Below are 25,923 nucleotides of genomic sequence, written 5' to 3'. Positions count from 1 at the left end.
ACATCTCTCAGTCGGTCCGTGCACTTCCCTGTAGGAAGCCGCTTACGTACGTTCCCCGCTCTGCCTCGGCAGCCAATGTGGCCACATTGAACCTCGGATTGCCGGACCCTACGGACAAGTAGGCAGCAAATGTGACATTGCCCGCAGTCATCTCACCGCAGCGTCCCACCCCTCATCGTCACGCCGGTCGCATAACGGAAAGTTCAGGTATTCGATCTCTTCGCCCCGTTAGGCTGCGTTGACCTCCGCCCGTGCCCCCCAGGGGTGCACTGAGATGCACCCGGCCCGAACCGGACTCGACCATACCGGCAGCCGCCCGGCGCACAAGTCCCGCCGTACTTCACCGGAAATTCAGCGGCCCGCGCCCGTCAATTGCTCCGATTACCAGGCGGCACGCACCAATTCATACGCCTTACGCAGATCCCGCCCGACATAAGAGTGGGTGGCGAGCCCGACCAGCCGCTGATCCGCATTGACAGCGACCGAAACAGGCACCGCTCCGAACAGGTCCACGTCAGAGAACGAGTCGCCATAAGCGACGCAATCGGATCGCCCCACCCCGAACTCTTCACAGAGCCGGTTCGCGATCTTCACCTTGGCCGCGGCATTGAGAACGCCCGTCGGATTGACCGGCTCGGTGAACGGCACAGAGGGGAAAACCGATCCATACGCGGCATGTGCGCCCCAGCCGAGCAGCCGCTCCACGAAGAACGACGGCGACAGCGAGATCACCGCGCAGTAGTCGCCTCCCTCCCGGATCTCGGCCCAGGTTTCCCGGATCCCCATCAGCCACGGCGCTCCCTCGAAGGCGGCCGTGACCTGCGCTTCCGTGAGTTCGGCCCACAGAGCGTGCACACGCACCGCGTACTGGGGCGAGTCGATCCGCCGGGCCACGAAGTCCCGTTCCAGCTCCGCGATCTCTGCTTCGAGGCCGAGCTGGCGCGAGATCTCCACGGGCGCCGCCGTGCCGTGCAGCAGCGTTCCGTCCAGGTCGAAGAGGTGAAGGCGTGCCATGTACGCCGAGGCTAGTACCCACGGTTACTCCCGCTGTAAGACGCCATCGGTCGCAGCTCCCGGCACCGTGTTTCACGTGAAACTAAGCCGCCCCGCTCGCCGGGCCACCCTCGTCGTCCATGTCACCGCCGCCGCCGGCTGGCTCGGGCTCACGCTCGGCCTGCTCGCGCTTGCTGTCGCGGCCATCACCACGGATTCAGCCCCGGTCACCGAAGCCGCCGCGCGCTCCATGAAGCTCTTCGCGGACTGGCTGGTGCTCCCCCTCGCGCTGCTCACGCTCCTGAGCGGCCTGCTGCTGTCCCTCGGGACTCCTTGGGGACTCGCCAGGCACCGCTGGGTCTACACGAAGTTCTGGCTGACCCTGGCCACCACCGCCGCATCGGCCTTCGCGCTGCGTCCGGGCATCAACGACACGGTCGCCACCGTGTCCGCGGGCTCCCCCGTGACGGATCCGACCGGCCTGATCGCCGGTCCCATCGTCTCCCTGAGCGCCTATCTCTTCATGACGGTCATCTCGGTCCTCAAGCCCTGGGGCCTGACCCGCCGTGGCCGGAAGCAACGTGGCCAAAACCGACGTGCTTCTGCCCACAAACCGGTGGACGCCAAGGACGTACGTCAGACAGCCTGAGCCGCGTGTCGACACCTACCCTCACCGCACTGCCCATCCGCCGGCTGACCCTCCGTGATCTCACCGCCTGCGCCGACCTGTCGCAGGACCGCGGCTGGCCACGCGAGGACCACAAATGGGGGCTGCTGCTCTCCGCCGGCACGGGATACGGCATCGACGACCCCGACGGTGACGGCCTGATCGCCGCCTGCGTGGTGACCGAGTACGGACCACAGGAGCGTCCCGGCCTCGGAGCGATCGGCATGGTCCTCATCGCCGAGCGGTACGCCCGCAAGGGCCTCGGCCGTCGCCTGATGCGATACGTCGTCGAAGGCGCGGGCACCACCCCGCTCACCCTCCACGCGACGCCGAACGGCCGCCCCCTCTACGAGCAGCTCGGATTCAAGACCATCGGCCGCGCCGAGATGGTCCGCGGCCGGTTCACCGCCGACGGCCCACTGCCGGATGTCGCCACCCGGCCGGCGACCGCGGAGGACCTGGCCGCGATCGTCCGTCTCGACACCGAGGTCTTCGGCCTCGACCGCACGCACGTGCTCACCCGGCTTCCCGCCTTCGTCGACCAACTGCGGGTCGCGGAGGCGGACGGCACGATCACCGGCTACGCGAGTGCGTGGCCGAACATGGAGACCCATGTCATCGGCCCCCTGATCGCCCGGGACACCGAGACGGCGAAGGCCCTGATCGCCTCACTCGCCGCAGGCTCGGACCGGCCGCTGCGCACCGACATCGACGTACGCCATGAAGAGCTGCTCGCCTGGGTGAAGGAGCGCGGCCTCGCGCCCCTCGCCTTCAACACCGTGATGACGTACGGCGTCCCGGAGCTGCCCGGCGACTGGACCCGCCGTTTCGCGCCGCTGACTGTGGCGGCCGGCTGACCATACGACGCAAAGGCCCGCCTTCAAGTACCGGATGGTTCCCGGTACTTGAAGGCGGGCCTTCGTCATGTCCTCACGCGGTGTCGTACAAGCCAGCGGTCTCGTGCCAGCGGTGTCGTACCAAGCGCGAGCCGTGTCGTACTACGCGAGGGCCTCCACGGCCGCCGTGGCGAACCCGTGGTCCTGCTCGGGTGCCCCGCCGCCGACGCCGATGGCGCCGATCAGACGGCCGTCGCGGTGGACCGGGACTCCGCCGGCGATGAAGAGCAGCGGCCGGTCGAGGGCGGTGGGCAGGGTGTGGAAGGGCCCGTCGGGCTTGACCAGGTCGACGAGGTCGGCGGTCGGGGCGTTGAGCTGGAGCGCCGTGTACGCCTTGCGGGTGCTGGTCTCACCGGAGATCAGCACGGCCCGGTCGTCGCGCCGGAAGGCGATCAGGTGGCCGCCCGCGTCGAGGACGGTGACGCTGACCGTGACATCGGCTGCCTCAGCGGCGCGGCGGGCCTCGGTGATGAGTGCTTCGGCGTCCTGCGTGGTCAGCGGGGCGACGGCGGGGGTGGTGGTGCTCATGGGGTTTCTCCTGTGCGGTGGTGCTGGTGCTGATGGGGGACTGGAAGGGGGGTCAGTGGTGGACGGGTGTCGCCTGCTCGGCGGGAGCCACGCCCGCGACGACCAGGCTGCGAGCGGCCGAGCGGCGCTCAAGGGCGGCCGAGACGACGGCCAGGACGAGCGCGGAGCCCGCGAGGACCGCGCCCACCCAGTTCGGGGCGGTGTAGCCGAGACCCGCGGAGATCACGAGGCCGCCGAGCCAGGCCGAGAGCGCGTTGCCGAGGTTGAAGGCGCCGATGTTCATGGCCGAGGCGAGCGTGGGCGCGCCGGAGGCCTGGTCGAGCACCCGCTTCTGCAGCGGCGGCACGGTGGCGAAGCCCAGGGCGCCGATCAGCGCGATGGTCACGGCTGCCGCGATCTTGTTGTGCGCGGTGAGGGTGAAGAGGGCGAGCACGACGGCCAGCGCGCTCAGCGAGGTGTAGAGCAGCGGCATCAGGGCGCGGTCCGCGAACTTGCCGCCGATCAGGTTGCCCGCGACCATGCCGAGGCCGAAGAGGACGAGAAGCCAGGTCACGGAGGAGTCCGCGTAACCGGCGACGTCCGTCATCATCGGCGCGAGGTAGGTGACGGCCGCGAAAACACCGCCGAAGCCGAGGATCGTCATCGCCATGGCCAGCAGCACCTGCACGTTGCGGAACGCGGCCAGCTCGTGGCGCAGCCGTACGCCTTCGGGCTTGGGCAGGTCCGGCACGAGCTTGGCGATACCGGCCAGACCGATGACGCCGAGACCCGCGACGACAGCGAAGGTGATGCGCCAGCCGAGGGTCTGCCCGACGAGCGTGCCGAGCGGCACACCGACCACGTTGGCCACGGTCAGGCCCGTGAACATCATGGCGATGGCCCCGGCCTTCTTCTCGGGTGCCACCAGTTCGGCCGCGACGACCGAGCCGATGCCGAAGAAGGCACCGTGGGCGAGCGAGGCGACGACACGGCCCGCCAGCATGACGCCGAAGACCGGCGCCACGGCGGAGAGCAGGTTGCCCACGATGAACAGGCCCATGAGCAGCATCAGCATTCGCTTGCGCGAGATGCGGGTGCCGAGAACCGTCATCAGGGGAGCGCCGAGTACGACGCCGAGTGCGTAGCCGGTCACGAGGAGACCGGCCGTGGGGATGGAGACGCCGAAGTCACCCGCGACCTCAGGGAGCAGGCCCATGATCACGAACTCTGTGGTCCCGATTCCGAAGGCCCCGATCGCGAGGGCCAGTAGCGCGAGAGGCATGGTTCTACCTTCCAGACGGTTGCAGGTGCGCTTAGCTAGCGTTCACAATAATTGCACACGCGGGTTATTTGCAACCGCCGGATATTGCAGTGGTGGACTATCCTGGTCCTCAGCCGCTCCGGGACGGAGGAACAAGAGCCATGACAGCGACGGACCCCGCACTGACCGCCCTTGCGCAGGGCTGGTGCACGCTCTCCCTGCTGCACGGGAAGATCGAGACCCATATCGAGCGCGCCCTGCAGGCCAAGCACGGCCTGAGCGTGCGCGAGTACTCCCTGCTCGACGTCCTCAGCCGTCAGCACGACGGGGAGGGCGGCCATCTGCAGATGAAGCAGGTCGCCGACGCCGTCGTCCTCAGCCAGAGCGCCACCACGCGGCTGGTCACCCGGCTCGAGGACCGTGGGTTGCTCTCGCGCTACCTGTGCCCCACCGATCGGCGCGGCATCTACACGAACGTCAGCGAGTCAGGCATCGCGCTCCTCGACGAGGCACGCCCCACCAACGACGCCGCTCTGCGCGAGGCGCTCGACGAGGCGGCATTGAACCCGGAGCTCGTGCCTCTGGTCAGGGCCGTGGAAGCGGTGCGCGTACCGGCGTAGGCCGTCTGCAGGCGCAGCGGCCTGCCGCGGAGGCAGCGTGGCTGCATAGGCTGCGCCTCATGGGAGATCTTGAGATACGCCCGGCGGTCGCCGACGACATCCCCGCCATCGTGGAGATGCTCGCCGACGACCCCCTGGGCAGCACGCGCGAGTCGCCGGACGACCTGACCCCGTACCTCGCGGCGTACGAACGCCTCGCGGGAGACCCGAACCAGCACGTGGTCGTCGCCGTGCGCGAGGAACGTGTCGTCGGCACACTCCAGCTCACGATCGTTCCGGGCCTGTCCCGGAAGGGTGCGACACGGTCGATCATCGAGGGCGTACGCATCCACGCCGACGAGCGCGGCGGGGGCCTCGGCACCCAATTCATCGAGTGGGCCGTCGAGGAATCCCGCCGCCAGAACTGCCAGTTGGTGCAGCTGACCTCGGATGCCACCCGTACCGATGCCCGCCGCTTCTACGAGCGGCTCGGGTTCACGGCCTCGCATGTGGGCTTCAAGCTGGAGCTCTGAAGCTGCCGTTGACGTGACGCGGTGGGGAGCTGCCGTTGACGTCAAGCGGTGGGGGCGTCGTGTTTCACGTGAAACACGACGCCCCCACCGGCCTCTCTCCAACTTCTCCTGGTCACCAACTTCTAGTGGTCACCAGCTACTAGCGGTCGCCAGCTTCTACTGGGGAAGCCCGCGCCAACCCTCCGGGTCCACCCCGCCCGGCACGGGAGTCCCCGCGTCGTACGCCTCCCGCGTGAAGAAGAACGACCCCAGGTCAAGATGGCTCACCGACCCGTCGGCCCGCCGCACCGCCCGCAGAACCTCCCCGGCGAAGTAGCCGTCCAGGCCGGTCCAGGAGCCGTCACCGCTCGGACGGAACCGCGAGCCGCGGCCACCGCCCGCGAGGGGCGACAGGTCGACCGCTCCGCCGGCCTGCGGCCGCAGCACGAAGGTGTTGGTCCCCCAGTACCAAGGCCCCGCGAGTTCCAGCAGAGCCTCGTCCAGCTCGGGCAGCGGCCGCCACGCCTCCGGAATGCGCGGCTCGGCCTCGGCCACGATCCTCAGCAGGTCAACGGCCAGCGCGGTCACGGCAGGGCCTGAGGTGCAGTTGGTCAGCGTGACCGCCACCAGGCCGTCCGCCTCGCTCGCCCACAGCCCCGCCATGAAGCCAGGCAGCGAGCCCCCGTGCCCGACCAGGGTGTGCCCGTCCCCGCCGATCAGCTGCGTGCCCAGGCCGTACGTCACGTTCCAGTCCCCCGGCAGCGCGGGCGACGCCGGCGCCCTCATCTCCCGTACCGAATCGGCGGACAGGACCCGGTCGTCGCCCTCCAGGAGGAAGGCGCCGAAGCGCGCCAGATCGGCCGTCGTGGACCACAGCTGTCCGGCCGGGGCCATGAGGCCCAGGTCCTCGGACGGTTCGGGCATCATCACATCCGCCCACGGATGGACGGCCCAGCCACCCGCGTGCGGTGCCTGCGGCTGCGCGCTCGTGCGGTCAAGGCCCAGCGGCTCCAGGATCTCGCGCCGCAGCACGGCTTCCCAGGAGTCGCCGCGCAGCGCCTCGATCAGCGAACCGAGCAACGTGTAGCCGGGGTTCGAGTAGTGGAACCGGCGACCCGTGGGGTGCTTGAAGGGCTTCTCGCCAAGTACGTCCTCAAGCTCGGGACGCTGCGACGCGGGCGTACGCTCCCACCACTCACCGGGGGTCTCGGCCGCCAACCCACTGGTGTGCGCGAGCAGTTCCGCGATGGTGACGTCGCCTGCGGCCGTGCCCGGAAGATGCTTCTCCAGAGGGTCGGAGAGGTCAAGGGCACCCTCGTCGCGCAGCCGCATCACGAGCACTGCGGTGAAGGACTTGGTGATCGAGCCGATGCGGTACTGAACGTTCTCGTCCGGCGCGTGCCCCTCGACGCAGGTACGCCCCTCGGTCCACACCAACTCACCGTCCCTGAACACCGAGGCGACGAGCGAGGGCGCCCGTCCCTCCGCCTGGGCGGTGGCGACGCGGTGCACAAGGGCTCGACGGGTGGTGGGCAACAGCTCTTCACGGGGTGATGTCATGGCCCTAGTCCACCCGCAGAGAAGCCGTGCGTCGAGTGAATTCCGCTGACCGCGCTATGCGGAGCGCGTGCCCGTGGCCTCGAAGAACGTGTAGTGGAAAGTCCCGCCGTCGTCCGCGGTCCTGCGCAGATCGGCGATCCCGCGGTCCCAGTCGGCCTCGGTGATGAGCGCGGCGGCCACCGCGTCGTCCCTGACCGACTCGATCATGGCGATGAACGTGCTGCGCGTGAAGCCTTCTACCAGCTCGGGCCGGGTCCGGTCCGCGTAGACGGTGCGCGGCCGCACCCTGACGCCTTCGTATCCCGCCTGTGCGATGAGCGGTTGCAACTGCCTCCCGACCAGGGCGTTTCCACCGCCATCGGCCTGGAGCCGAACCAGGCAGTCGATCGCCGCACGGGCGTAGGCGCTGTCGGGGTGGAAGAACGCGGACCCGTGATCCCCCTCGATGACGGTGATGGTCCCGCCGGGCCGCAGCAGCCTCCGCAGCCCGGCGAGCGCATGCTGGGCCGCCGTCAGATGCTCCAGGACGAAGCACACGAAGATGTGGTCGAACTCGGCGTCCGGGAAGGGGAGAGCGAAGAGATCGGCGCAGCACCACCGCACGTGTGCGTCGGGCGCGTGAGCCGTGACACGGGCGCGGGCCTTCGCCAGTGAGTCCGCCGACCGGTCGACCGCCACGAAGTGCGCCCCGGGGCTGGAGTCGACCAGGTGGACGGTCTGGGCGCCGACCCCGCAGCCGACCTCCAGGACCCGGCTACCCGCCGGATACGCCGTGCCGTCGTGCAACAGCGCGGCGAGGGTGTCCGCCTGGTCCCCCAGCCTGCGGGCCTCGCGGTGCGAGTATCCGTGGACGTAGTCAACTGCCAGGCGGGCGGCGGGATCCGGTGTCGGAAGAGCGGTGTCGGCGGTGGTGGCTGCTGCTGTCTCCATGGCTTCACCCTGCTGCGACTATGGCCTGGTGAACAGGTCCAATGACGGCGCCGCTGACCAGTCCAATGACCTGGCCGCCGGACGGTCGACGCCGCACGGGACGGGAGCCGCAGGGGGCGAGGCAAGGAACGGGGCAGGACACGGGACGAGTTCCGGAACGTACGCGGAACCGGCCGGCGCAGAGGTGACCGGCGCAGGCGTGGCCGGTACAGACGTGGCCGGCGCAGACTTCCTCCAGCTGAAGATCGACGACGCCCCGGCGGGCGGACGAGCCGACTGGCTGGCCCGGCACCTTCGCCTCGCGATAGCCGACGGCCGCCTTCCGGTGGGCAGCAGGCTCCCGGCGACCCGGGTCCTGGCCAGCGAACTCCGCGTATCCCGTGGCGTGGTCACCGAGGCCTACCAGCGCCTTGGCGAGGACGGGCATGTCGCAGGGCGCGGCCGGAACGGCACCGTGGTGGTCGCCGCACCCGCGAAAGCCCCGCCCACCGTGCCTACGGACCCGCCTGTGCCGACCCCGAGTGCCCTGTTCGACGCCCCGCCCGGCACGGACATCTTCGACGCGATCCGGGCCGCCCCGGCCCGGATCGATCTCTCGCCCGGAGTGCCCGATCTCGCCGCGTTCCCCCGCACCGCGTGGCTGCGCGCCGAACGCGCCGTGCTCAGAGAGCTTTCGGCGTCCGCCCTCGGATACGGAGACCCACGCGGGGCCCCGGCACTGCGCATGGCCGTCACCGACTGGCTGGCCCGCAACCGAGGCATCCGCGCCGACCCCGGCCACGTCGTCATCGCTGCGGGCACCGCCCAGACCCTCAGCCTGCTCGGCCAGGTGCTGCACGGCGACGGCATCCGCGCGGTGGCCGTGGAGGACCCCGGCTCGCTCGGCGCCCGCCAGCATCTGCGCAACTGCGGCCTCGGCACCCCGCCTGTCCCGGTGGACGCCGAGGGCATCCGCGTCGACGAGCTGCGTGCCACGGACGCCTCCGCGGTCCTGCTGACTCCGGCACACCAGTTCCCGACCGGAGTGGTGCTCGGCGGCGAACGGCGGCGTGACCTGATGAGCTGGGCCGCCGAGCGCGACGGGCTGATCATCGAGGACGACTACGACGCCGAGCACCGCTACGACCGCGCCCCGGTCCCCGCACTGCGCTCCCTGCTCACCGAACACGTCTGCTACGCCGGGAGCGTGTCCAAGCTGCTCGCTCCGGCACTGCGCATCGGCTGGGTCCTCGCGCCGCCGAAGTACCGGGACGCCCTGGTCGCCGCCAAGCGCTTCGCCGACCTCGGCAACGCCGTACTGCCGCAGCTGGTCCTGGCCCAACTGATGGAATCGGGCGCCCTGGAACGCCAGTTGCGCCTCCAGCGCGGACGCCACCGCCGCCGGCGTGACGCGATGATCGCCGCTGTCGGAACCCATCTGCCGACCGCCGTCGTGCACGGCGCAGCAGCGGGACTGCACCTGACGATCACCTTCGACGCAGGCTTCCGCGACACCGACCTCGCGGCGGAGGCCTTGGCCCGCGGTGTGAAGGTGCATCCCCTGTCCTGGCACAGCCAACGACCGCACCGCCCCGGCCTGGTGCTCGGCTACGCCGCCCCCACCACCACCGGCATCGCCGAGGGCATGGCCACGCTCGGCGATGCCTTGCGGCACCTGTCCTGACGTGCCGCCGTCCCCCTGCTACGTCTGCGCCATGTCCACGAAGCGCGAGTAGTGGCCCTGGAAGGCGACCGTGATCGTCGCCGTCGGACCGTTACGGTGCTTGCCCACGATGATGTCCGCCTCGCCCGCGCGCGGTGATTCCTTCTCGTACGCGTCCTCGCGGTGCAGCAGGATCACCATGTCGGCGTCCTGCTCGATCGAGCCGGATTCACGCAGGTCGGACACCTGGGGCTTCTTGTCCGTGCGCTGCTCCGGGCCACGGTTCAGCTGCGAGAGCGCGATGACCGGGACCTCCAGCTCCTTGGCGAGCAGCTTCAGGTTTCGCGACATGTCCGAGACTTCCTGCTGGCGGCTCTCGGCACGCTTGGAACCACCCGACTGCATCAGCTGCAGATAGTCGATGATCACCATCTTGATGTCCGCGCGCTGCTTGAGGCGGCGGCACTTCGCGCGGATCTCCATCATCGACAGGTTCGGGGAGTCGTCGATGTAGAGCGGAGCGGCCGAGACCTCGGGCATCCGGCGCGCGAGCCGCGTCCAGTCCTCGTCCGTCATCGTGCCCGAGCGCATATGGTGCAGCGCCACCCGTGCCTCCGCGGACAGCAGACGCATCGCGATCTCGTTGCGCCCCATTTCCAGGGAGAAGATGACGCTGGGCAGGTTGTGCTTGATGGACGCGGCGCGGGCGAAGTCGAGCGCGAGCGTGGACTTACCCATGGCGGGACGGGCCGCGATGACGATCATCTGGCCGGGGTGCAGGCCGTTCGTCAGCGAGTCGAAGTCGGTGAAGCCCGTCGGCACACCCGTCATCTCGCCGCTGCGCGAACCGATCGCCTCGATCTCGTCGAGCGCGCCTTCCATGATGTCGCCGAGCGGCAGATAGTCCTCGCTGGTGCGCTGCTCGGTGACCGCGTAGATCTCGGCCTGGGCGCTGTTGACGATCTCGTCGACGTCCCCGTCGGCCGCATATCCCATCTGCGTGATGCGCGTGCCCGCCTCGACGAGGCGACGCAGGACCGCCCGCTCGTGGACGATCTCGGCGTAGTACTCGGCGTTCGCCGCCGTCGGCACCGTCTGCACCAGCGTGTGCAGATACGAGGCCCCGCCGACCTTGGTGATCTCGCCGCGCTTGGTGAGCTCGGCGGCCGCGGTGATCGGGTCGGCCGGCTCGCCCTTGGCGTACAGGTCGAGGATCGCCGTGTAGATCGTCTCGTGTGCGGGACGGTAGAAATCGTGGCCCTTGAGCACCTCGACGACATCGGCGATGGCGTCCTTGGAGAGCAGCATGCCGCCGAGCACGGACTGCTCGGCGTCCAGGTCCTGCGGCGGTACGCGCTCGAAGGCGGTGCCTCCGCCGTCCCAGCCGCCGCCTTCGCGGCCTCGGTCGTGCTGCTCGTCGCGGCCCCTGCCTCCGTCACGGCGCTGCCGGGAGGCGGGCAGACGGTCACTGGGACCGCTGTCGGCCCAGGGGTCGTCCAAGGGCTCGGAAATACTCACCGGGCCACCTCCCTCACGTCCGCCGCGCGGACCTCGCCGTGCCCTTCTTTCTTACGGCACGACACTGACAAATGGGCGGCCCAACTCCGGTTCTGACGCGTCGGTTTTTCGGGCTTTCCGAGGCCGGATCACGAGGGGGGCGCCGCACCACGGTAGGCCCGTGGCCACCGTCAGCCAATCTGGTTATCCACAGGCGGTGTGGATGACGGGCGCGTTGCTGTGGAGAACCTCGCCAAACCTGTGCACGGCTCGGTGGACAGGCCTGTGAACAAGCACTCAGCCTTCCTGACAAACAAGCTCTGAGCTGCTGCTTTCCCGTCCACCGGCTGTGCAGAAGAAAAACTTCCCCAGTCGGGCCAAGATCGTGCCAAACAGCGCTTCGAAGAGCATCCAACTCGTGACCAGGTAAGGGTCATTCTCACATTGCATCTCTTACCTGTGGAAGATTAGATTGGTGTCCATGACACAGGCTCCCGTGGCGACCAAGACTGTTCGGCGACAGCACGACCGAGAGATCATCGCCCTCGCCGTTCCCGCCTTCGGCGCACTCGTCGCCGAGCCCCTCTTCGTGATGGCCGACAGCGCCATCGTGGGCCACCTCGGCACCGCGCAACTGGCCGGCCTCGGCATCGCCTCGGCGCTCCTCACCACCGCAGTGAGTGTCTTCGTCTTCCTCGCCTACGCGACCACGGCCGCCGTCGCCCGCCGGGTGGGCGCCGGAGATCTCCAGTCCGCCATCCGCCAGGGCATGGACGGCATCTGGCTCGCTCTCCTGCTCGGCACCGCCGTCATCGCCGTCGTGCTTCCCACCGCACCTGCGCTCGTGGAACTCTTCGGCGCATCGGACACCGCGGCTCCGTACGCGATCACGTATCTCCGCATCTCCTCGCTCGGCATCCCGGCCATGCTCGTCGTGCTCGCCTCCACCGGTGTCCTGCGCGGACTGCAGGACACAAAGACCCCGCTGTACGTGGCGCTCGGCGGCTTCATCGCCAACGGCGTCCTCAACGTGGCTCTCGTCTACGGCGCCGGCCTGGGCATCGCCGGCTCCGCCTGGGGCACCGTCATCGCCCAGTGCGCGATGGCCGCCGTGTACCTCTTCGTCGTCGTACGCGGAGCCAGACGCCATGGAGCCTCCCTGCGCCCCGACGCCGCCGGCATCAGGGCCTGCGCCCAGGCGGGCGCACCGCTCCTCGTCCGTACGCTCTCACTGCGCGCGATCCTGATGATCGCGACCGCGGTGGCCGCCCGCCTCGGCGACGCCGATGTGGCCGCCCACCAGATCATCCTGTCCCTGTGGAGCCTGCTGTCCTTCGCGCTCGACGCCATCGCCATCGCCGGGCAGGCCATCATCGGCCGCTATCTGGGGGCGAACGATGCCCAGGGCGCACGCGACGTCTGCCGCCGCATGGTGCAGTGGGGCATCGCCTCGGGAGTCGTGCTCGGCGGCCTTGTCGTCCTCGCCCGGCCACTGTTCATCCCGCTCTTCTCCAGCGACTCCGTCGTCCAGGACGCCGCCCTGCCCGCACTCGTGGTGGTGGCTGTCTCCCAGCCGATCTGCGGCATCGTCTACGTGCTCGACGGCGTACTGATGGGAGCGGGGGACGGCCCGTATCTGGCCTGGGCGATGCTGGCCACGCTGGCGGCCTTCGCTCCGGTGGCGCTTCTCGTACCGGTCTTCGGCGGCGGACTGACTGCCGTCTGGGCAGCGATGACGCTGATGATGACGGTTCGCATGGTGACCCTGTGGCTGCGCACGCGCTCCGGACACTGGATCGTCACCGGCGCCACGCGCTGATCCAGGGATCACGACTGCTGATCGCCGATGCGCTGTTTCACGTGAAACAGCGCATCCCGTGAAACACGCCCGTAGGGCAACGGGTGCGTGAAACACGTTGGGCCGCGCCCCTGAGGGTGCGGCCCAACGGTTGCTTCAGCTCTGCCAAGCGCAGTGCTTAGGCGGAGACGACCTCGATGTTGACCTTGGCGGCAACCTCGGGGTGCAGACGCACGGACGTCGCGTGGGCGCCCAGCGTCTTGATCGGCGCGCCCAGCTCGACACGACGCTTGTCGATCTTCGGACCACCAGCGGCCTCGATCGCCGAAGCGACGTCAGCCGGAGTGACGGAACCGAAGAGACGACCGGCGTCGCCGGAGCGAACGGCCAGACGGACCTTGACGCCCTCGAGCTGGGCCTTGACCTCGTTGGCCTGCTCGATGGTCGCGATCTCGTGGATCTTGCGAGCACGACGGATCTGCTCGACGTCCTTTTCGCCACCCTTGGTCCAGCGGATCGCAAAGTTCCGCGGGATCAGGTAGTTGCGGGCGTAGCCGTCCTTGACGTCTACGACCTCGCCGGCGGCACCGAGGCCGGAGACCTCGTGGGTGAGGATGATCTTCATTAGTCGGTCACCCTTCCCTTATCGCGCGGTGGACGTGTAGGGCAGCAGCGCCATCTCACGGCTGTTCTTCACGGCCGTGGCGACGTCACGCTGGTGCTGCGTGCAGTTGCCGGTCACGCGGCGGGCACGGATCTTGCCGCGGTCGGAAATGAACTTCCGCAGCATGTTCGTGTCCTTGTAGTCCACGTACGTGACCTTGTCCTTGCAGAATGCGCAGACCTTCTTCTTAGGCTTGCGCACAGGCGGCTTCGCCATGTGTTCTCTCCTGTTTGATCAAGAAGTGTGGGAACGGCCCACCCTTGGCCCTGAGGCCTAGAAGGGGGGCTCGTCCGAGTAGCCGCCGCCAGAGCCGCCGGAGCCGCCGGAGCTTCCGCCCCAGCCACCGCCGCCGCCCTGCTGCTGGCCGCCGCCGGCCGGCGCACCGGTCGCCCAGGGGTCGTCGGCGGGAGCACCGCCGCCGCCCTGCTGCTGACCGCCACCGGAGCCGCCGCCCCAGTTGCCGCCGCCCTGCTGGCCGCCGCCACCGCCGCCGAATCCGCCGCCCTGGCCGCCTCGACCGGTGGTCTTGGTGACCTTGGCCGTGGCGTTCTTCAAGCTGGCGCCGACTTCCTCGACGTCGAGCTCGTAGACCGTGCGCTTGACGCCCTCACGGTCCTCGTAGGACCGCTGCTTCAACCGGCCCTGCACGACGACGCGCATGCCACGCTGAAGCGACTCCGCGACGTTCTCCGCCGCCTGACGCCAGACCGAGCAGGTGAGGAAGAGGCTTTCGCCGTCCTTCCACTCATTGGTCTGACGGTCGAAGGTGCGGGGAGTGGACGCGACACGGAACTTCGCGACCGCCGCACCGGACGGGGTGAAGCGCAGCTCGGGGTCGTCGACAAGATTGCCGACGACCGTGATGACGGTCTCGCCTGCCATGGGGGAACCTCTCGGCGGGTTTGCTGCTGGCTGCTTTTGCTGCTGCTACTCGGATCCCGAGTACCGCTGAGCTAGGAAGCTCAGTGGGTCTCGGGACGGAGGACCTTGGTCCGGAGGACCGACTCGTTCAGGTTCATCTGGCGGTCGAGCTCCTTGACGACCGCAGGCTCGGCCTGCAGGTCGATGACCGAGTAGATGCCCTCGGGCTTCTTCTTGATCTCGTACGAGAGACGACGACGGCCCCAGGTGTCGACCTTCTCAACCTTTCCGTTGCCCTCACGGACGACGGAGAGGAAGTTCTCGATCAACGGGGAGACAGCGCGCTCCTCGAGATCGGGGTCGAGGATGACCATCACTTCGTAGTGACGCATGTGGAACCCACCTCCTTTGGACTCAGCGGCCACGGTCGTTCCGTGGCAGGAGGGTCGTGATGCGTACGCAACGGTATCGGCAGCCACTGACAATCGGGCTCCCCGATCAGTGAGCCGATCGGGAGTCCCTGCCATGGCATGGGCAGACACCGGTGCAGACGGTACAGAGTACCCGCACCTGGGCTTCCGGTTGAAATCCGGCGACCGACGGGCAGAATCTGTACACATCGGGTGTGTATGGCGCTACAGTGCGCCGCCTCACGCAGGAGGTGCCTCATGGCACAGACATTGCGACCGAATACCGCCGGCTCCCTCTTCGCCACGGACGGCAAGGCCCATCCCATGCAGGACACGCTGCTCGGCGTGACCCTGATCCTGGGGGCCATCGCCTTCGTCACGGCGATGTTCCACAACCTCCACCTGCTCAGCTCATGGGCCGGCCTGGTGGGGATCGCCACGGGTGCGTGGGGACAGTTCATCTCCGAGACGACCCGCGAACGCTTCGGTCTGATCCTCGGCCTCGGTGCCTCGGCGGTCGGATTCTTCCTGGGCATGGCACATGGCGGCCTCTTCGGCGGGCTCTGGTAGCCGCCTGGCCACCGTCCCTCGGCGCCCCTGCCGCGCAGAGGCCAGGGGCCACAGTTCCGTACGCCCAGACGGGGCGCTCTCGGGGCACAGTAGGCTTCGGCGCGAGAGCCGGAGCCCCTGTACCCATGGGGACACACCAGCCGAGGAGCGCCCCGCATGAGTCTGACCCTGAGGACCATCAGTCGCGAGCAGCATCTGGCATATATCCAGAGTCTGCCGTCGGCAAGTCATTGCCAGGTCCCGGCATGGGCGGATGTGAAGAGTGAATGGCGTTCGGAGAACCTGGGCTGGTTCGACGACCGGACCGGCGAACTCGTCGGTGCGGGCCTGGTGCTCTACCGGCAACTGCCGAAGGTCAAGCGCTATCTCGCCTACCTTCCCGAGGGCCCGGTCATCAACTGGTACGCCCCGAACCTGGACGACTGGCTGCAGCCGATGCTCGCGCATCTGAAGCGGCAGGGCGCCTTCTCCGTGAAGATGGGCCCGCCGGTCGTCATCCGGCGCTGGGACGCTCCCGCGATCAAGTCGGGCATCCAGAACCCGGATGTGAAGCGACTGCGGGACGTCGAGGCCTCGCACATCGAGCCGCGTGCCTTCGAGGTCTCCGACCGGCTGCGCAAGATGGGCTGGCAGCAGGGCGAGGACGGCGGCGCCGGTTTCGGTGACGTCCAGCCGCGCTACGTCTTCCAAGTGCCGCTGGCCAACCGCTCCTTGGACGAGGTCCTCAAGGGCTTCAACCAGCTGTGGCGACGCAACATCAAGAAGGCCGAGAAGGCCGGCGTCGAGGTCGTCCAGGGTGGTTACGAGGACCTGGCCGAATGGCAGCGTCTTTACGAGATCACGGCGATCCGCGACAAGTTCCGGCCGCGGCCGCTCGGTTACTTCCAGCAGATGTGGCGGACCCTCAACTCCGAGGACCCCAACCGCATGCGGCTGTACTTCGCGCGGCACAACGGCGTGAACCTGTCCGCGGCGACGATGCTCGTCGTCGGCGGGCACGTCTGGTACTCCTACGGCGCCTCGGACAACATCGGCCGCGAGGTCAGGCCCTCGAACGCGATGCAGTGGCGGATGCTCCGGGACGCCTACGCGCTCGGCGCCACCGTCTATGACTTGCGGGGAATCTCCGACTCTCTGGACGAGACGGACCACCTGTTCGGCCTGATTCAGTTCAAGGTGGGCACGGGTGGAGAGGCTGTCGAGTACATCGGCGAGTGGGACTTCCCGCTCAACAAGCTGCTCCACAAGGCGCTCGACATGTACATGTCGCGCCGCTGACCGCACCGACCCGGCACAATTCACACAGCCACAAATACTCTTCATACCTCTGATACACCGCAGCCACGAGAAAGGTTCCGGGATCCGGCCATGGCGCTCACGCTCTATGTCGACACCGCGCGCTGGCGGGCACACCACAAGCACGTGCTGGAGCAGTTCCCGGGCATCGTCCCGGTCTGCAAGGGCAACGGCTACGGCTTCGGTCATGAGCGCCTCGCGGAAGAAGCGACCCGCTTCGGCTCCGACGTCCTCGCCGTCGGCACCACGTACGAAGCCGCCCGGATCAAGGACTGGTTCAGCGGCGATCTGCTGGTCCTGACCCCGTTCCGGCGGGGCGAGGAGCCCGTGCCGCTGCCCGACCGCGTCATCCGCTCCGTGTCGTCCCTGGACGGCGTACACGGCCTCGTGGGCGCCCGCGTCGTCATCGAGGTCATGTCCTCGATGAAGCGGCACGGCGTGAGCGAGCAGGAGCTCTCACAGCTGCACGCGGCCATCGAGGACGTACGGCTCGAGGGCTTCGCGATCCACCTGCCGCTGGACCGCACCGACGGCTCGGACGCCGTCGAGGAGGTCATCGGCTGGATGGACCGGCTGCGTGCCGCCCGTCTTCCGCTCCACACGATGTTCGTCAGCCACCTCAAGGCGGGCGAACTCGCCCGCCTGCAGCAGCAGTTCCCGCAGACGCGCTTCCGCGCGCGCATCGGCACGCATCTGTGGCTGGGTGACCACGAGGCCACCGAGTACCGCGGCGCCGTCCTGGACGTCACGCAGGTGGCCAAGGGCGACCGCTTCGGCTACCGCCAGCAGAAGGTCGCCTCCGACGGCTGGCTGGTCGTCGTCGCGGGCGGCACGTCGCACGGCGTCGGCCTTGAGGCCCCGAAGGCGCTGCACGGCATGGTGCCGCGCGCGAAGGGCGTGGCCCGCGCGGGGCTCGCGACCGTCAACCGCAACCTGTCGCCGTTCGTCTGGGGCGGCAAGCAGCGCTGGTTCGCGGAGCCGCCGCACATGCAGGTCTCCATCCTCTTCGTACCCTCGGACGCGCCCGAGCCGAAGGTGGGCGAGGAGCTGGTGGCCCATCTGCGGCACACCACCACGCAGTTCGACCGCATCGTCGACCGCTGATCACCGCGGGACAGATCAGAGACTGAAGGGCCGGGAGCGACGGTTGTCGCTCCCGGCCCTTCAGTCGTTCCCGGCCATCTCGGCGGCCTGTTCGCTCAGGGTGAAATATCCGTCGGCGTCGATCCCCACCGCACGTAGGTCCCCTCGGTGGAGTGCGCCGCGTGCCGCGGTGGGTGGGCCGCCTGCCCGAGGACGAAGACGTCCTGCGCACCGTCCAGGACACCCCCGGAGGGGTCGTCGTCGCCGGACCGACGGACCGGGTCTCTCTCCGGCATCAGGATGTCGCGTACGACCACGGCGCACAGGTACAGCGTCCCCAGCAGATGGACCACGATGGCGAGTTGATAGCCCTCGGTCGGCAGACCCTTGTGGGCGTCTCCGCTGGTCGTGTACGCGAGGTACAGCCAGATCCCCAGGAAGTACGCGACCTCGCACGCCTGCCAGATCAGGAAGTCACGCCAGCGCGGCCGGGCCAGCGCGGCGAGGGGGATGAGCCACAGTACGTACTGCGGCGAGTAGACCTTGTTGGTGAGGATGAACGCGGCGACCACCAGGAAGGCGAGCTGTGCGAAGCGCGGGCGGCGCGGCGCGGTCAGACCCAGCGCGCCGACCCCGAGGCAGGCAAGCAGCATCAGTGCCGTCGCCAGGGTGTTGACCGTGTCCGTGGACAGCGGGTCGTCCATGCGCTGCGAGAGGATCAGCCAGAACGAGCCGAAGTCGACGCCCCGTTCCTGACTGAAGGTGTAGAACTTCGCCCAGCCCTCGCGGATGTGGAAGCCCGTCGCGTCGTGCGTGATCATCACGGGCAGGTTCACTACGAGCCAGGCGCCCACCGCGGCCCCGGCCGTCATGCAGAAGGCCCGCCAGCGCCCCGCCCGCCAGCACAGGATGAGCAGCGGGCCCAGGAGCAGCGCCGGGTAGAGCTTCGCGGCGGTCGCCAGGCCGAGCAGGATGCCCGCGGAGAGCGTCCCCCCGCGTGCCCACATCAGCATCGCGGCGGCCGTGAGAGCGACCGCGAACAGGTCCCAGTTGATGGTGGCCGTCAACGCGAAGGCAGGCGCCAGGGCGACCATCAGGCCGTCCCAGGGGCGCCGCCGGTGGGTGCGGGCGACACAGACGGCGATGACCGCCGTACAGGCCATCAGCATCCCGGCGTTGACCATCCAGTAGAACTTCTCCTGGTGCTGGATGCTGCCGCTGCCCGGTGTCAGCCAGGAGGCGACCTCCATGAACACACCGGTCAGCACCGGGTATTCGAGGTACTCCATGTCGCCGGGCAGCTTGTCGAAGTAGGGCACGAGCCCGTCGGCGAAGCCGCGCCCTTGGTAGAGGTGCGGGATGTCGGAGTAGCAGGCATGCGTGTACTGCGAGCTCGCGCCCTGGAACCAGGCGCCGTCGTAGCACGGCATCTTCTGCACCATGCCGAGCGCGAACATCCCGATCGCGATGAGCGCAATGACGCGTACGGGGGTCCACCACGTCGCCGCGTAGAGCACTCTGCGGCCGATGGGTCCACCGATCAGCTCGCTGCCGGCCGCGGCGACCTCATCCTCCTTGGTCGGCCGTACGGGCTCCGGCTGTTGTGCACTAGTGGTCTTGTGCACGCTCGTGCGCGTCGTCTCTGCACTGGGCATGCCGCACATCCTGCCGTACGCACCTGAGAACACGGAGAGGGCCGCCACACCGATGCGGTGTGGCGGCCCTCGTCAGCGCTTGGCGACGCATGTTTCACGTGAAACCGTGCGTTTCACGTGAAACACACGCACGGGGACCTCGGTCAGCCTGTTGGTCCGCCGAACCAGCCTCCGTTGCCGTTCCCGTTGTTGCCTCCACCGCCTGTTGGATCTTCCGTGGCCGGTGGCGACTCCCCGCCGGTGCTGCCGTCGGTGGTTCCTCCGTCCGACGTACCGCCGTTGTTGTTGCACTCCAAGTCCCAGTCGGCACAGGTCTCACCGGGATCGGGGCTTCCTGAGGGGGTCGGGGACGGCCCGGTGTCCGATGGGGTCGGCGAGGGGGACTTCTCCGGCTCCTCGGTCTCCGACGGGGTCGGAGTCGGGGACGGCGGCGGCGTTTCACCGACAACCTGGCCGATCGGCTCCGGGACCGGGAAGTTCTTCACAGGAGCACCCTTGAGGGCCTGCTCCATGTAGTCCTTCCAGATCTGCGCGGGGAACGAGGCACCGTGGATCTTCTCTTCGCCACCCGTGCCGAACATCTCCAGGAACTCGCGCTTCTTGTTCCCTTCGTTGTCGTCGAGCCGGTACATGCTGATCGCGGTCGAGAGCTGCGGGGTGTACCCGACGAACCAGGCCGACTTGTTGCCGTCGGTCGTACCGGTCTTGCCCGCGACCTGGCGGCCGCTGAGCTGGGCCGAGGTGCCCGTGCCCTTCTCGACGACGGTCCTGAGCACGTCGGTGACGTTGTCGGCGACCGACTCGTCGAAGGCCCGCTTGGTCTGCACATCGTGCTGGAAGACGGTGTTGCCCTTGTGCTCGACCTTCTTGACCGAGTACGGGTCATTCTGCTGGCCGCTGGACGCGAAGGTTGAGTAGGCGCCAGCCATCCGGATCGCGCTCGGAGAGGACGTACCGAGTGAGAAGGACGGGTAATTGGCGCTGGCCAGGCTGTTCGCCTTGAGACCGGAGTCGACAGCCGCAGCCTTCACCTTGTCCAGGCCGACATCCATGCCGAGCTGTACGTAAGCCGAGTTGACGGACTCCCGCATCGCCTCACGGAGGTCGATCTGGTAGGTCGGCGCGTTGTAGGAGGCGTCACCGTCGTTGGTCTGCAGCCACTCCTTGCCTTCCTTGTCCGTCCAGACGCTGCCGTCGTAGTTCTGGATCTTGAGCTTGTTCTTGCCGCTGTACAAGCTCTTGGGGTTGACGATGGTGCGCTGCTCCTCGCCCTGCTCCGCCACCCCGTCCGGGTCGCGCGTTCCGTCCTTGAAGGCCGCTGCCAGCACGAAGGGCTTGAACGTCGAGCCGACCTGCGCACCGGTCTGGTCCGCGTTGTTGGTGAAGTGCTTGGTCGCGTCCTCACCGCCGTAGATGGCCTCGATCGCGCCGTCCTCCGGGTTCACGGAGGCGCCACCGAACTGGACGTGAGTGTCCTTGGTCGGGCGCTGCTTGGGTTTGATCTTCGCCTTGCGGACCTTCTCCACGGACTTCTCGAGTTCCTTGACCTTCGTTCTGTCGAAGGTCGTGTGGATCTCGTAGCCACCCTGCTGGAGGTCGTTGGCCGTGATCTGGCCGTCGCTGTTGTTGATCACGTACGCCTTGGCCAGGTCGACCAGATAGCCGACCTGCCCGCCCAGCAGAGCGTTGGAGCGCGGGTTCTCCAGCTTCGGGAACTTCCTGTACTTGTTCCGGACCTCGGCGGTCAGGTGGCCGTCCTTGACCTCTTCGTCGAGGATCCACTCCCAGCGCTTCATGGCCCGCTCGGTGTTGGCCTGCTGCGTGGCCGCGGGGTCGACCGCGGCGGACCCCGCGGGGTCGTAGTACGTGGCGCCCTTGAGCACCGTCGCCAGGAGCGCGCACTCGCTGGGGTCCAGCTCGCTGGCGTCCTCGCCGAAGTAGGCGCGGGCGGCGGCCTGGATGCCATAGGCCCCACGGCCGTAGTAGGCGGTGTTGAGATACCCCGCCATGATCTGTTCCTTGGAGACCGTCCGGCCGACCTTTATGGAGATGAAGAGCTCTTTGAACTTACGCGTGAACGTCTGGGACTGGTCACCGAGGCGCGCGTTCTTCACGTACTGCTGGGTGATGGTCGAGCCACCCTGGGTCTCGCCGCCCTTGGCCATGTTGACCAGAGCGCGGGTGATGCCCATCGGGTCGACGCCCTTGTCGTCCTCGAACGTCTTGTTCTCGGCCGAGATGACGGCGGTCCGCATCTCCTTGGGGATCTTGTCGTAGTCGATGATCTGGCGGTTCGTCTCACCGCCGGTCGCGACCATCTGCTTGCCGTCGGCCCAGTAATAGACGTTGTTCTGCGCCGTGGCCGCTTCGTCGACCTTCGGCACCTGGACCAAGGCGTACGCGATTCCCGTTACCGCCATCAGGCTGCCGAGGAACCCGACGAAGAGGCCGGTGACCAGACGCCAGGACGGAACCCAGCGCCGCAGACCGTCCTTCTCCGCACGCGGGTAGTCGATCAGACGCTTCTTGCGGGGCTCATGACCGCCACGGCCGCGGCCGCGGCCCGGCCCGTTCGGGCCTCCGCCACCGCGCCGACCTCCGCCACCGGCGCCTGAGCGACCGGAGCCGGATCCGTCGGCCGCTCGGCGTCGGCCTCCGCCGGCACCGACGGCGCCGCTGCGCTGCGCGGCACGGCGGGCCTCGGCGCGGCCGCCATAGGAACGGTCCCCGTCGTCAGGGGCCCCTGTCCCGTGCGAGCCGGTTGAGGAAGTGGGCGATCCAGTGGCGCCACGCGGTGCCGCGCGGCGGCCCGACGACGCGCCGGGGACGCCGCGTCTGGCCGCGGCGCGTCCGCCGCCCTGCGGCTGCGGCGGTTTGCGACGGTGCTCGCTCATCGAACGATTACTCCTCGGGCAGGCGCAGGTATCCACGCCTGGAAACGGCGGCTGGTTTCCGGTCCCCCCGAAGTACGGATGCGCCCGTCCCGGCGCTCATCCGCACTACACCAGGGTCAACGACGCCCTCAGGTGTCACTTGGTTCCCGGCGGTCTGCATGGCGCACAGACTACGCACCGTCAAAACCCTCTTAGGGCAGAAGTTCACCCCAAATCAGGCAAGTTGCTTCCTACGAATCGGTGATGTGACGCCGTTCACCGTTTCCCCTCTTGTCTCAGCTGGTGGGCCGTTCTATCGTCTCGATGTATCGAGTCGATACATCAGCTCGGCATAAAGACCGTGTCGACAGACGCTGGCAGACGGGAGGCGAAGATGAGCAGACGCTCCGGCATCCTCGAGTTCGCCGTGCTCGGCCTGCTGCGCGAGTCCCCGATGCACGGCTATGAGCTGCGTAAACGGCTCAATACATCGCTGGGAGTGTTCCGCGCCTTCAGCTACGGGACGCTCTACCCCTGCCTCAAGACGCTGGTCGCGAGCGGCTGGTTGATCGAGGAATCGGGTGGCACCCCCGAGGAGGCCCTCGCGGCCCCCCTCTCCGGGCGCCGCGCCAAGATCGTCTATCGGTTGACGGCGGAAGGTAAGGAGCACTTCGAGGACCTGCTCTCGCAGACCGGCCCCGACGCGTACGAGGACGAACACTTCGCCGCCCGCTTCGCCTTTTTCGGCCAGACATCGCGGGACGTACGCATGCGGGTGCTCGAGGGGCGTCGCAGCCGCCTCGAGGAGCGTCTGGAGAAGATGAGCGCCTCCCTGGCCCGTACCCGGGAGCGCCTGGACGACTACACGCTTGAGCTGCAGCGGCACGGAATGGAGTCCGTGGAGCGCGAAGTGCGCTGGCTGAACGAGCTCATCGAGAGCGAGCGAGCGGGACGGGACCAGCAACGGTCCGCCCCGGACAGCTCCGCTCAGCACGACAGCACATCTGGGGAGTCGGGCGGCCTGCCCCGGCGGCGGGAGACCAACCCGCCGCCGGATCCGTCCGATGACACCGCCAAGTGAGGCCCCGCGGTCCGCAGGGTCTCATCCGGAATACACGAATCACACAGGGAGCAACCGGAATGGGTTCGGTTCGCGTAGCCATCGTCGGCGTGGGCAACTGCGCCGCCTCGCTGGTCCAGGGCGTCGAGTACTACAAGGACGCAGACCCGGACGCCAAGGTCCCGGGCCTGATGCACGTCCAGTTCGGCGAGTACCACGTCGGTGATGTCGAGTTCGTCGCCGCCTTCGACGTGGACGCCAAGAAGGTCGGCCTCGACCTCACGGACGCCATCGGCGCCAGCGAGAACAACACCATCAAGATCTGCGACGTGCCGAGCAAGGGCGTCACCGTCCAGCGCGGCCACACCCTCGACGGCCTGGGCAAGTACTACCGCCAGACCATCGAGGAGTCCGACGAGACCCCGGTCGACGTCGTCCAGATCCTCAAGGACAAGCAGGTCGACGTCCTCGTCTGCTACCTGCCCGTCGGTTCCGAGGACGCCGCGAAGTTCTACGCGCAGTGCGCCATCGACGCCAAGGTCGCCTTCGTCAACGCCCTTCCGGTCTTCATCGCCGGCACCAAGGAGTGGGCCGACAAGTTCACCGAGGCGGGCGTCCCGATCGTCGGCGACGACATCAAGTCCCAGGTCGGCGCCACCATCACGCACCGCGTGATGGCGAAGCTGTTCGAGGACCGCGGTGTCCGTCTCGAGCGCACGATGCAGCTCAACGTCGGCGGCAACATGGACTTCAAGAACATGTTGGAGCGCGACCGCCTCGAGTCCAAGAAGATCTCGAAGACGCAGGCCGTCACCTCGCAGATCCGCGACCGCGAGCTGGGCGAGAACAACGTCCACATCGGCCCGTCCGACTACGTCGCGTGGCTCGACGACCGCAAGTGGGCGTACGTCCGCCTCGAGGGCCGCGCCTTCGGTGACGTCCCGCTGAACCTCGAGTACAAGCTCGAGGTCTGGGACTCGCCGAACTCAGCCGGTGTCATCATCGACGCCCTGCGCGCCGCGAAGATCGCCAAGGACCGCGGCATCGGCGGCCCGATCCTCTCCGCGTCCTCGTACTTCATGAAGTCCCCGCCGGTGCAGTACTTCGACGACGAGGCCTACGAGAACGTCGAGAAGTTCATCAAGGGCGAGGTCGAGCGCTAAAGCTCATCCCTTGAACGGCTGTTGAGGGTCCCCGGGCAATACGCCCGGGGACCTTCCTCGTATGTGAGGCTGTGCCCCATGGCTGTCGTCGGTGACCTGCGCGTACTGCTGCGCCTGCGGGACTTCCGGCGTCTGCTCGCCGTGCGGCTGATCTCCCAGGGCGCGGACGGCGTCTATCAGGTGGCTCTCGCCACGTACGTCGTCTTCTCGCCGGAGAAGCAGACCTCACCGGCCGCGATCGCCTCCGCGATGGCGGTGCTGCTCCTGCCGTACTCGCTGATCGGCCCCTTCGCCGGCGTACTCCTCGACCGCTGGCCACGCCGACAGGTTTTTCTGTACGGCAATCTGCTGCGGGCCGCGCTTGCCTCGGTGACCGCGGTGCTGATGCTGAGCGGCGTGCCCGACTGGCTCTTCTTCGCCTCTGCGCTCTGCGTCACCGCCGTCAACCGTTTCGTCCTCGCCGGACTCTCGGCGGCGCTGCCGCGTGTCGTCGACACCGAGCGCCTGGTGATCGCCAACTCCCTGTCACCGACCGCGGGGACGCTGGCCGCCACCGTGGGCGGCGGCCTCGCCTTCGTCGTGCGCCTGGCGGGCTCCGACTCCGACGCGGTGGTGGTGCTTCTCGGGGCGGCCCTGTATCTGTGCGCGGCGCTCGCCTCACTGCGGATGGCGCGCGAACTCCTCGGTCCGGACCCGGAGCTGATGCGGCCACAGCTCGGCGAGGCGCTTGCCGGGACGGCGCGGGACCTGGTGGCCGGGGTGCGGCATCTGGCGCAGCGCCGCCCTGCGGCCCGCGCGCTCCTGGCGATGACGCTCATGCGGTTCTGCTACGGCGCCCTGACGGTCATGGTCCTGATGCTCTGCCGGTACGCCTGGTCGTCATCGGAGTCCGACGGGCTCGCCCTGCTCGGGCTCGCCGTGGGGATCTCGGGGGCGGGCTTCTTCGCGGCGGCCGTCGTGACGCCCTGGGCGGTGAACCAGCTGACGCCCGGCGGCTGGATCGTCGTCTGCGCGGGCGCGGCGGCGATCCTGGAACCGACGCTCGCCCTGCCCTTCTCACCTGTCCCGCTGCTGATCGCGGCGTTCCTTCTTGGCCTGACGACCCAGGGCGCGAAGATCGCCACGGACACCGTGGTGCAGTCAGCGGTGGACGACAGCTTCCGTGGCCGGATCTTCTCCGTCTACGACGTCCTGTTCAACGTCGCTTTCGTCGGCGCGGCCGGAGTTGCCTCCCTGATGCTGCCGCCTGACGGGCGATCGGTTCCGCTGGTGGTCACGGTCGCCGTTATCTACGCAGCGATTACTGCCGCTATGGCCAGATTTGACGCACAGTAAGTGTCACATCAATGCCACAGAGCCACTCCGGGCTTCAGAGATGTCACTGCATCCCTATAACTTACGGACGTCGTATCCGCGCCATCGCGCT

24 protein-coding genes are annotated in these 25,923 nt (G+C 68.2%); 12 read left to right on the top strand and 12 right to left on the bottom strand.

The features are described 5' to 3' along the window. Nucleotides 1-381 precede the first annotated feature (381 nt). Nucleotides 382-1,014 (bottom strand): HAD family hydrolase, encoded by a 633-nt coding sequence (locus AC07AG_RS24705; protein WP_478757703.1) that lies wholly within the window; start codon nucleotides 1,012-1,014, stop codon nucleotides 382-384. 76 nt (nucleotides 1,015-1,090) lie between these two features. Here AC07AG_RS24705 and AC07AG_RS24700 point away from each other — a divergent pair, with 76 nt between their 5' ends. After that, nucleotides 1,091-1,642, top strand: a complete 552-nt coding sequence (locus AC07AG_RS24700) for a DUF2269 domain-containing protein (protein ID WP_478757701.1) — start codon at nucleotides 1,091-1,093, stop codon at nucleotides 1,640-1,642. Between the two features lie 5 nt (nucleotides 1,643-1,647). Further along, nucleotides 1,648-2,517, top strand: a complete 870-nt coding sequence (locus AC07AG_RS24695) for a GNAT family N-acetyltransferase (protein WP_478757700.1) — start codon at nucleotides 1,648-1,650, stop codon at nucleotides 2,515-2,517. 141 nt (nucleotides 2,518-2,658) lie between these two features. On the opposite strand, the gene AC07AG_RS24690 is transcribed toward AC07AG_RS24695, so the two are convergent. Beyond that, a complete protein-coding gene (locus AC07AG_RS24690; RefSeq protein WP_478757698.1) occupies nucleotides 2,659-3,084 on the bottom strand; it encodes a GlcG/HbpS family heme-binding protein in 426 nt (141 codons plus the stop codon). A gap of 52 nt (nucleotides 3,085-3,136) precedes the next feature. Then, a complete protein-coding gene (locus AC07AG_RS24685) occupies nucleotides 3,137-4,345 on the bottom strand; it encodes an MFS transporter (protein ID WP_478757696.1) in 1,209 nt (402 codons plus the stop codon). Between the two features lie 140 nt (nucleotides 4,346-4,485). On the opposite strand from AC07AG_RS24685, the gene AC07AG_RS24680 reads away from it, so the two are divergent. Both AC07AG_RS24680 and AC07AG_RS24675 read left to right on the top strand, forming a co-directional pair. Beyond that, entirely contained in the window at nucleotides 4,486-4,944 is a 459-nt protein-coding gene (locus tag AC07AG_RS24680) for a MarR family winged helix-turn-helix transcriptional regulator (RefSeq protein WP_478757694.1), read from the top strand. Nucleotides 4,945-5,003: 59 nt separating this feature from the next. Further along, nucleotides 5,004-5,456, top strand: a complete 453-nt coding sequence (locus AC07AG_RS24675) for an N-acetyltransferase family protein (protein WP_478757692.1) — start codon at nucleotides 5,004-5,006, stop codon at nucleotides 5,454-5,456. 156 nt (nucleotides 5,457-5,612) lie between these two features. Here AC07AG_RS24675 and AC07AG_RS24670 read toward each other — a convergent pair whose 3' ends face one another. Both AC07AG_RS24670 and AC07AG_RS24665 read right to left on the bottom strand, forming a co-directional pair. Then, a complete protein-coding gene (locus tag AC07AG_RS24670; RefSeq protein ID WP_478757690.1) occupies nucleotides 5,613-6,995 on the bottom strand; it encodes a serine hydrolase domain-containing protein in 1,383 nt (460 codons plus the stop codon). Nucleotides 6,996-7,049: 54 nt separating this feature from the next. Then, nucleotides 7,050-7,925 carry an L-histidine N(alpha)-methyltransferase gene (locus AC07AG_RS24665; RefSeq protein ID WP_478757688.1) on the bottom strand — a complete coding sequence of 292 codons (876 nt, stop codon included), beginning with the start codon at nucleotides 7,923-7,925 and terminating at the stop codon, nucleotides 7,050-7,052. 199 nt (nucleotides 7,926-8,124) lie between these two features. On the opposite strand from AC07AG_RS24665, the gene pdxR reads away from it, so the two are divergent. Beyond that, nucleotides 8,125-9,588 carry a MocR-like pyridoxine biosynthesis transcription factor PdxR gene (gene pdxR, locus AC07AG_RS24660; protein WP_478757686.1) on the top strand — a complete coding sequence of 488 codons (1,464 nt, stop codon included), beginning with the start codon at nucleotides 8,125-8,127 and terminating at the stop codon, nucleotides 9,586-9,588. A gap of 18 nt (nucleotides 9,589-9,606) precedes the next feature. Here the strand turns inward: pdxR and dnaB are convergent, their stop codons facing one another. Then, nucleotides 9,607-11,085 carry a replicative DNA helicase gene (gene dnaB, locus AC07AG_RS24655; protein ID WP_344525039.1) on the bottom strand — a complete coding sequence of 493 codons (1,479 nt, stop codon included), beginning with the start codon at nucleotides 11,083-11,085 and terminating at the stop codon, nucleotides 9,607-9,609. A 460-nt stretch (nucleotides 11,086-11,545) separates the two neighbouring features. Between dnaB and AC07AG_RS24650 the strand changes: the two genes are divergently transcribed. Further along, nucleotides 11,546-12,883: an MATE family efflux transporter gene (locus tag AC07AG_RS24650; RefSeq protein ID WP_478757684.1), complete on the top strand. Its 1,338-nt coding sequence runs from the start codon at nucleotides 11,546-11,548 to the stop codon at nucleotides 12,881-12,883. Nucleotides 12,884-13,040: 157 nt separating this feature from the next. Here AC07AG_RS24650 and rplI read toward each other — a convergent pair whose 3' ends face one another. The 4 genes from rplI to rpsF form a co-directional block, all read right to left on the bottom strand. Continuing rightward, nucleotides 13,041-13,487 carry a 50S ribosomal protein L9 gene (gene rplI / locus AC07AG_RS24645; protein ID WP_249588914.1) on the bottom strand — a complete coding sequence of 149 codons (447 nt, stop codon included), beginning with the start codon at nucleotides 13,485-13,487 and terminating at the stop codon, nucleotides 13,041-13,043. Nucleotides 13,488-13,505: 18 nt separating this feature from the next. Beyond that, nucleotides 13,506-13,742 (bottom strand): 30S ribosomal protein S18, encoded by a 237-nt coding sequence (gene rpsR / locus AC07AG_RS24640; RefSeq protein WP_003949403.1) that lies wholly within the window; start codon nucleotides 13,740-13,742, stop codon nucleotides 13,506-13,508. Nucleotides 13,743-13,799: 57 nt separating this feature from the next. Continuing rightward, entirely contained in the window at nucleotides 13,800-14,408 is a 609-nt protein-coding gene (locus AC07AG_RS24635; RefSeq protein WP_478757679.1) for a single-stranded DNA-binding protein, read from the bottom strand. An 80-nt stretch (nucleotides 14,409-14,488) separates the two neighbouring features. Then, entirely contained in the window at nucleotides 14,489-14,779 is a 291-nt protein-coding gene (gene rpsF, locus AC07AG_RS24630; RefSeq protein ID WP_006604399.1) for a 30S ribosomal protein S6, read from the bottom strand. A gap of 276 nt (nucleotides 14,780-15,055) precedes the next feature. On the opposite strand from rpsF, the gene AC07AG_RS24625 reads away from it, so the two are divergent. The 3 genes from AC07AG_RS24625 to AC07AG_RS24615 all read left to right on the top strand — a co-directional run bounded on the left by AC07AG_RS24625 (nucleotide 15,056) and on the right by AC07AG_RS24615 (nucleotide 17,767). Further along, on the top strand, nucleotides 15,056-15,367 hold the full coding sequence (locus AC07AG_RS24625) for a hypothetical protein (protein WP_399395643.1): 312 nt from the start codon (nucleotides 15,056-15,058) through the stop codon (nucleotides 15,365-15,367). 156 nt (nucleotides 15,368-15,523) lie between these two features. Continuing rightward, the gene (locus AC07AG_RS24620; protein WP_478757677.1) at nucleotides 15,524-16,645 is read left to right on the top strand and encodes a lipid II:glycine glycyltransferase FemX; all 1,122 of its coding nucleotides are present in this window, start codon (nucleotides 15,524-15,526) and stop codon (nucleotides 16,643-16,645) included. A 90-nt stretch (nucleotides 16,646-16,735) separates the two neighbouring features. Beyond that, the gene (locus AC07AG_RS24615; RefSeq protein WP_478757675.1) at nucleotides 16,736-17,767 is read left to right on the top strand and encodes an alanine racemase; all 1,032 of its coding nucleotides are present in this window, start codon (nucleotides 16,736-16,738) and stop codon (nucleotides 17,765-17,767) included. A 95-nt stretch (nucleotides 17,768-17,862) separates the two neighbouring features. Here AC07AG_RS24615 and AC07AG_RS24610 read toward each other — a convergent pair whose 3' ends face one another. Together AC07AG_RS24610 and AC07AG_RS24605 are read right to left on the bottom strand one after the other, a co-directional pair. Further along, nucleotides 17,863-19,410 carry a glycosyltransferase family 87 protein gene (locus tag AC07AG_RS24610; RefSeq protein WP_478757674.1) on the bottom strand — a complete coding sequence of 516 codons (1,548 nt, stop codon included), beginning with the start codon at nucleotides 19,408-19,410 and terminating at the stop codon, nucleotides 17,863-17,865. A gap of 134 nt (nucleotides 19,411-19,544) precedes the next feature. After that, complete coding sequence (locus AC07AG_RS24605) at nucleotides 19,545-22,295, bottom strand: transglycosylase domain-containing protein (RefSeq protein ID WP_478757672.1); 2,751 nt, start codon at nucleotides 22,293-22,295, stop codon at nucleotides 19,545-19,547. Nucleotides 22,296-22,668: 373 nt separating this feature from the next. Here AC07AG_RS24605 and AC07AG_RS24600 point away from each other — a divergent pair, with 373 nt between their 5' ends. From AC07AG_RS24600 to AC07AG_RS24590, 3 genes are all read left to right on the top strand, one after another. Further along, nucleotides 22,669-23,355: a PadR family transcriptional regulator gene (locus AC07AG_RS24600; protein ID WP_478757670.1), complete on the top strand. Its 687-nt coding sequence runs from the start codon at nucleotides 22,669-22,671 to the stop codon at nucleotides 23,353-23,355. Nucleotides 23,356-23,414: 59 nt separating this feature from the next. Then, on the top strand, nucleotides 23,415-24,497 hold the full coding sequence (locus tag AC07AG_RS24595) for an inositol-3-phosphate synthase (protein WP_478757666.1): 1,083 nt from the start codon (nucleotides 23,415-23,417) through the stop codon (nucleotides 24,495-24,497). A gap of 78 nt (nucleotides 24,498-24,575) precedes the next feature. Further along, nucleotides 24,576-25,832 (top strand): MFS transporter, encoded by a 1,257-nt coding sequence (locus AC07AG_RS24590; protein ID WP_478757665.1) that lies wholly within the window; start codon nucleotides 24,576-24,578, stop codon nucleotides 25,830-25,832. Nucleotides 25,833-25,923 lie beyond the last annotated feature (91 nt).

It is taken from the genome of Streptomyces sp. NPDC044044 (assembly GCF_056434405.1).
The sequence above is the reverse complement of the archived record's forward strand: the minus strand, read 5'-3'. Positions and strand labels throughout refer to the sequence as shown.

Bases quoted from the DNA above. Each gene is read 5' to 3' on its own strand.
- AC07AG_RS24705 (WP_478757703.1), bottom strand. From the start codon at position 1,014: ATGGCACGCCTTCACCTCTTCGACCTGGACGGAACGCTGCTGCACGGC.
- AC07AG_RS24690 (WP_478757698.1), bottom strand. From the start codon at position 3,084: ATGAGCACCACCACCCCCGCCGTCGCCCCGCTGACCACGCAGGACGCC.
- AC07AG_RS24685 (WP_478757696.1), bottom strand. From the start codon at position 4,345: ATGCCTCTCGCGCTACTGGCCCTCGCGATCGGGGCCTTCGGAATCGGG.
- AC07AG_RS24680 (WP_478757694.1), top strand. From the start codon at position 4,486: ATGACAGCGACGGACCCCGCACTGACCGCCCTTGCGCAGGGCTGGTGC.
- AC07AG_RS24675 (WP_478757692.1), top strand. From the start codon at position 5,004: ATGGGAGATCTTGAGATACGCCCGGCGGTCGCCGACGACATCCCCGCC.
- AC07AG_RS24670 (WP_478757690.1), bottom strand. From the start codon at position 6,995: ATGACATCACCCCGTGAAGAGCTGTTGCCCACCACCCGTCGAGCCCTT.
- AC07AG_RS24665 (WP_478757688.1), bottom strand. From the start codon at position 7,925: ATGGAGACAGCAGCAGCCACCACCGCCGACACCGCTCTTCCGACACCG.
- AC07AG_RS24650 (WP_478757684.1), top strand. From the start codon at position 11,546: ATGACACAGGCTCCCGTGGCGACCAAGACTGTTCGGCGACAGCACGAC.
- rplI (WP_249588914.1), bottom strand. From the start codon at position 13,487: ATGAAGATCATCCTCACCCACGAGGTCTCCGGCCTCGGTGCCGCCGGC.
- rpsR (WP_003949403.1), bottom strand. From the start codon at position 13,742: ATGGCGAAGCCGCCTGTGCGCAAGCCTAAGAAGAAGGTCTGCGCATTC.
- AC07AG_RS24635 (WP_478757679.1), bottom strand. From the start codon at position 14,408: ATGGCAGGCGAGACCGTCATCACGGTCGTCGGCAATCTTGTCGACGAC.
- rpsF (WP_006604399.1), bottom strand. From the start codon at position 14,779: ATGCGTCACTACGAAGTGATGGTCATCCTCGACCCCGATCTCGAGGAG.
- AC07AG_RS24625 (WP_399395643.1), top strand. From the start codon at position 15,056: ATGGCACAGACATTGCGACCGAATACCGCCGGCTCCCTCTTCGCCACG.
- AC07AG_RS24620 (WP_478757677.1), top strand. From the start codon at position 15,524: ATGAGTCTGACCCTGAGGACCATCAGTCGCGAGCAGCATCTGGCATAT.
- AC07AG_RS24615 (WP_478757675.1), top strand. From the start codon at position 16,736: ATGGCGCTCACGCTCTATGTCGACACCGCGCGCTGGCGGGCACACCAC.
- AC07AG_RS24610 (WP_478757674.1), bottom strand. From the start codon at position 19,410: ATGTGCGGCATGCCCAGTGCAGAGACGACGCGCACGAGCGTGCACAAG.
- AC07AG_RS24605 (WP_478757672.1), bottom strand. From the start codon at position 22,295: ATGAGCGAGCACCGTCGCAAACCGCCGCAGCCGCAGGGCGGCGGACGC.
- AC07AG_RS24600 (WP_478757670.1), top strand. From the start codon at position 22,669: ATGAGCAGACGCTCCGGCATCCTCGAGTTCGCCGTGCTCGGCCTGCTG.
- AC07AG_RS24595 (WP_478757666.1), top strand. From the start codon at position 23,415: ATGGGTTCGGTTCGCGTAGCCATCGTCGGCGTGGGCAACTGCGCCGCC.
- AC07AG_RS24590 (WP_478757665.1), top strand. From the start codon at position 24,576: ATGGCTGTCGTCGGTGACCTGCGCGTACTGCTGCGCCTGCGGGACTTC.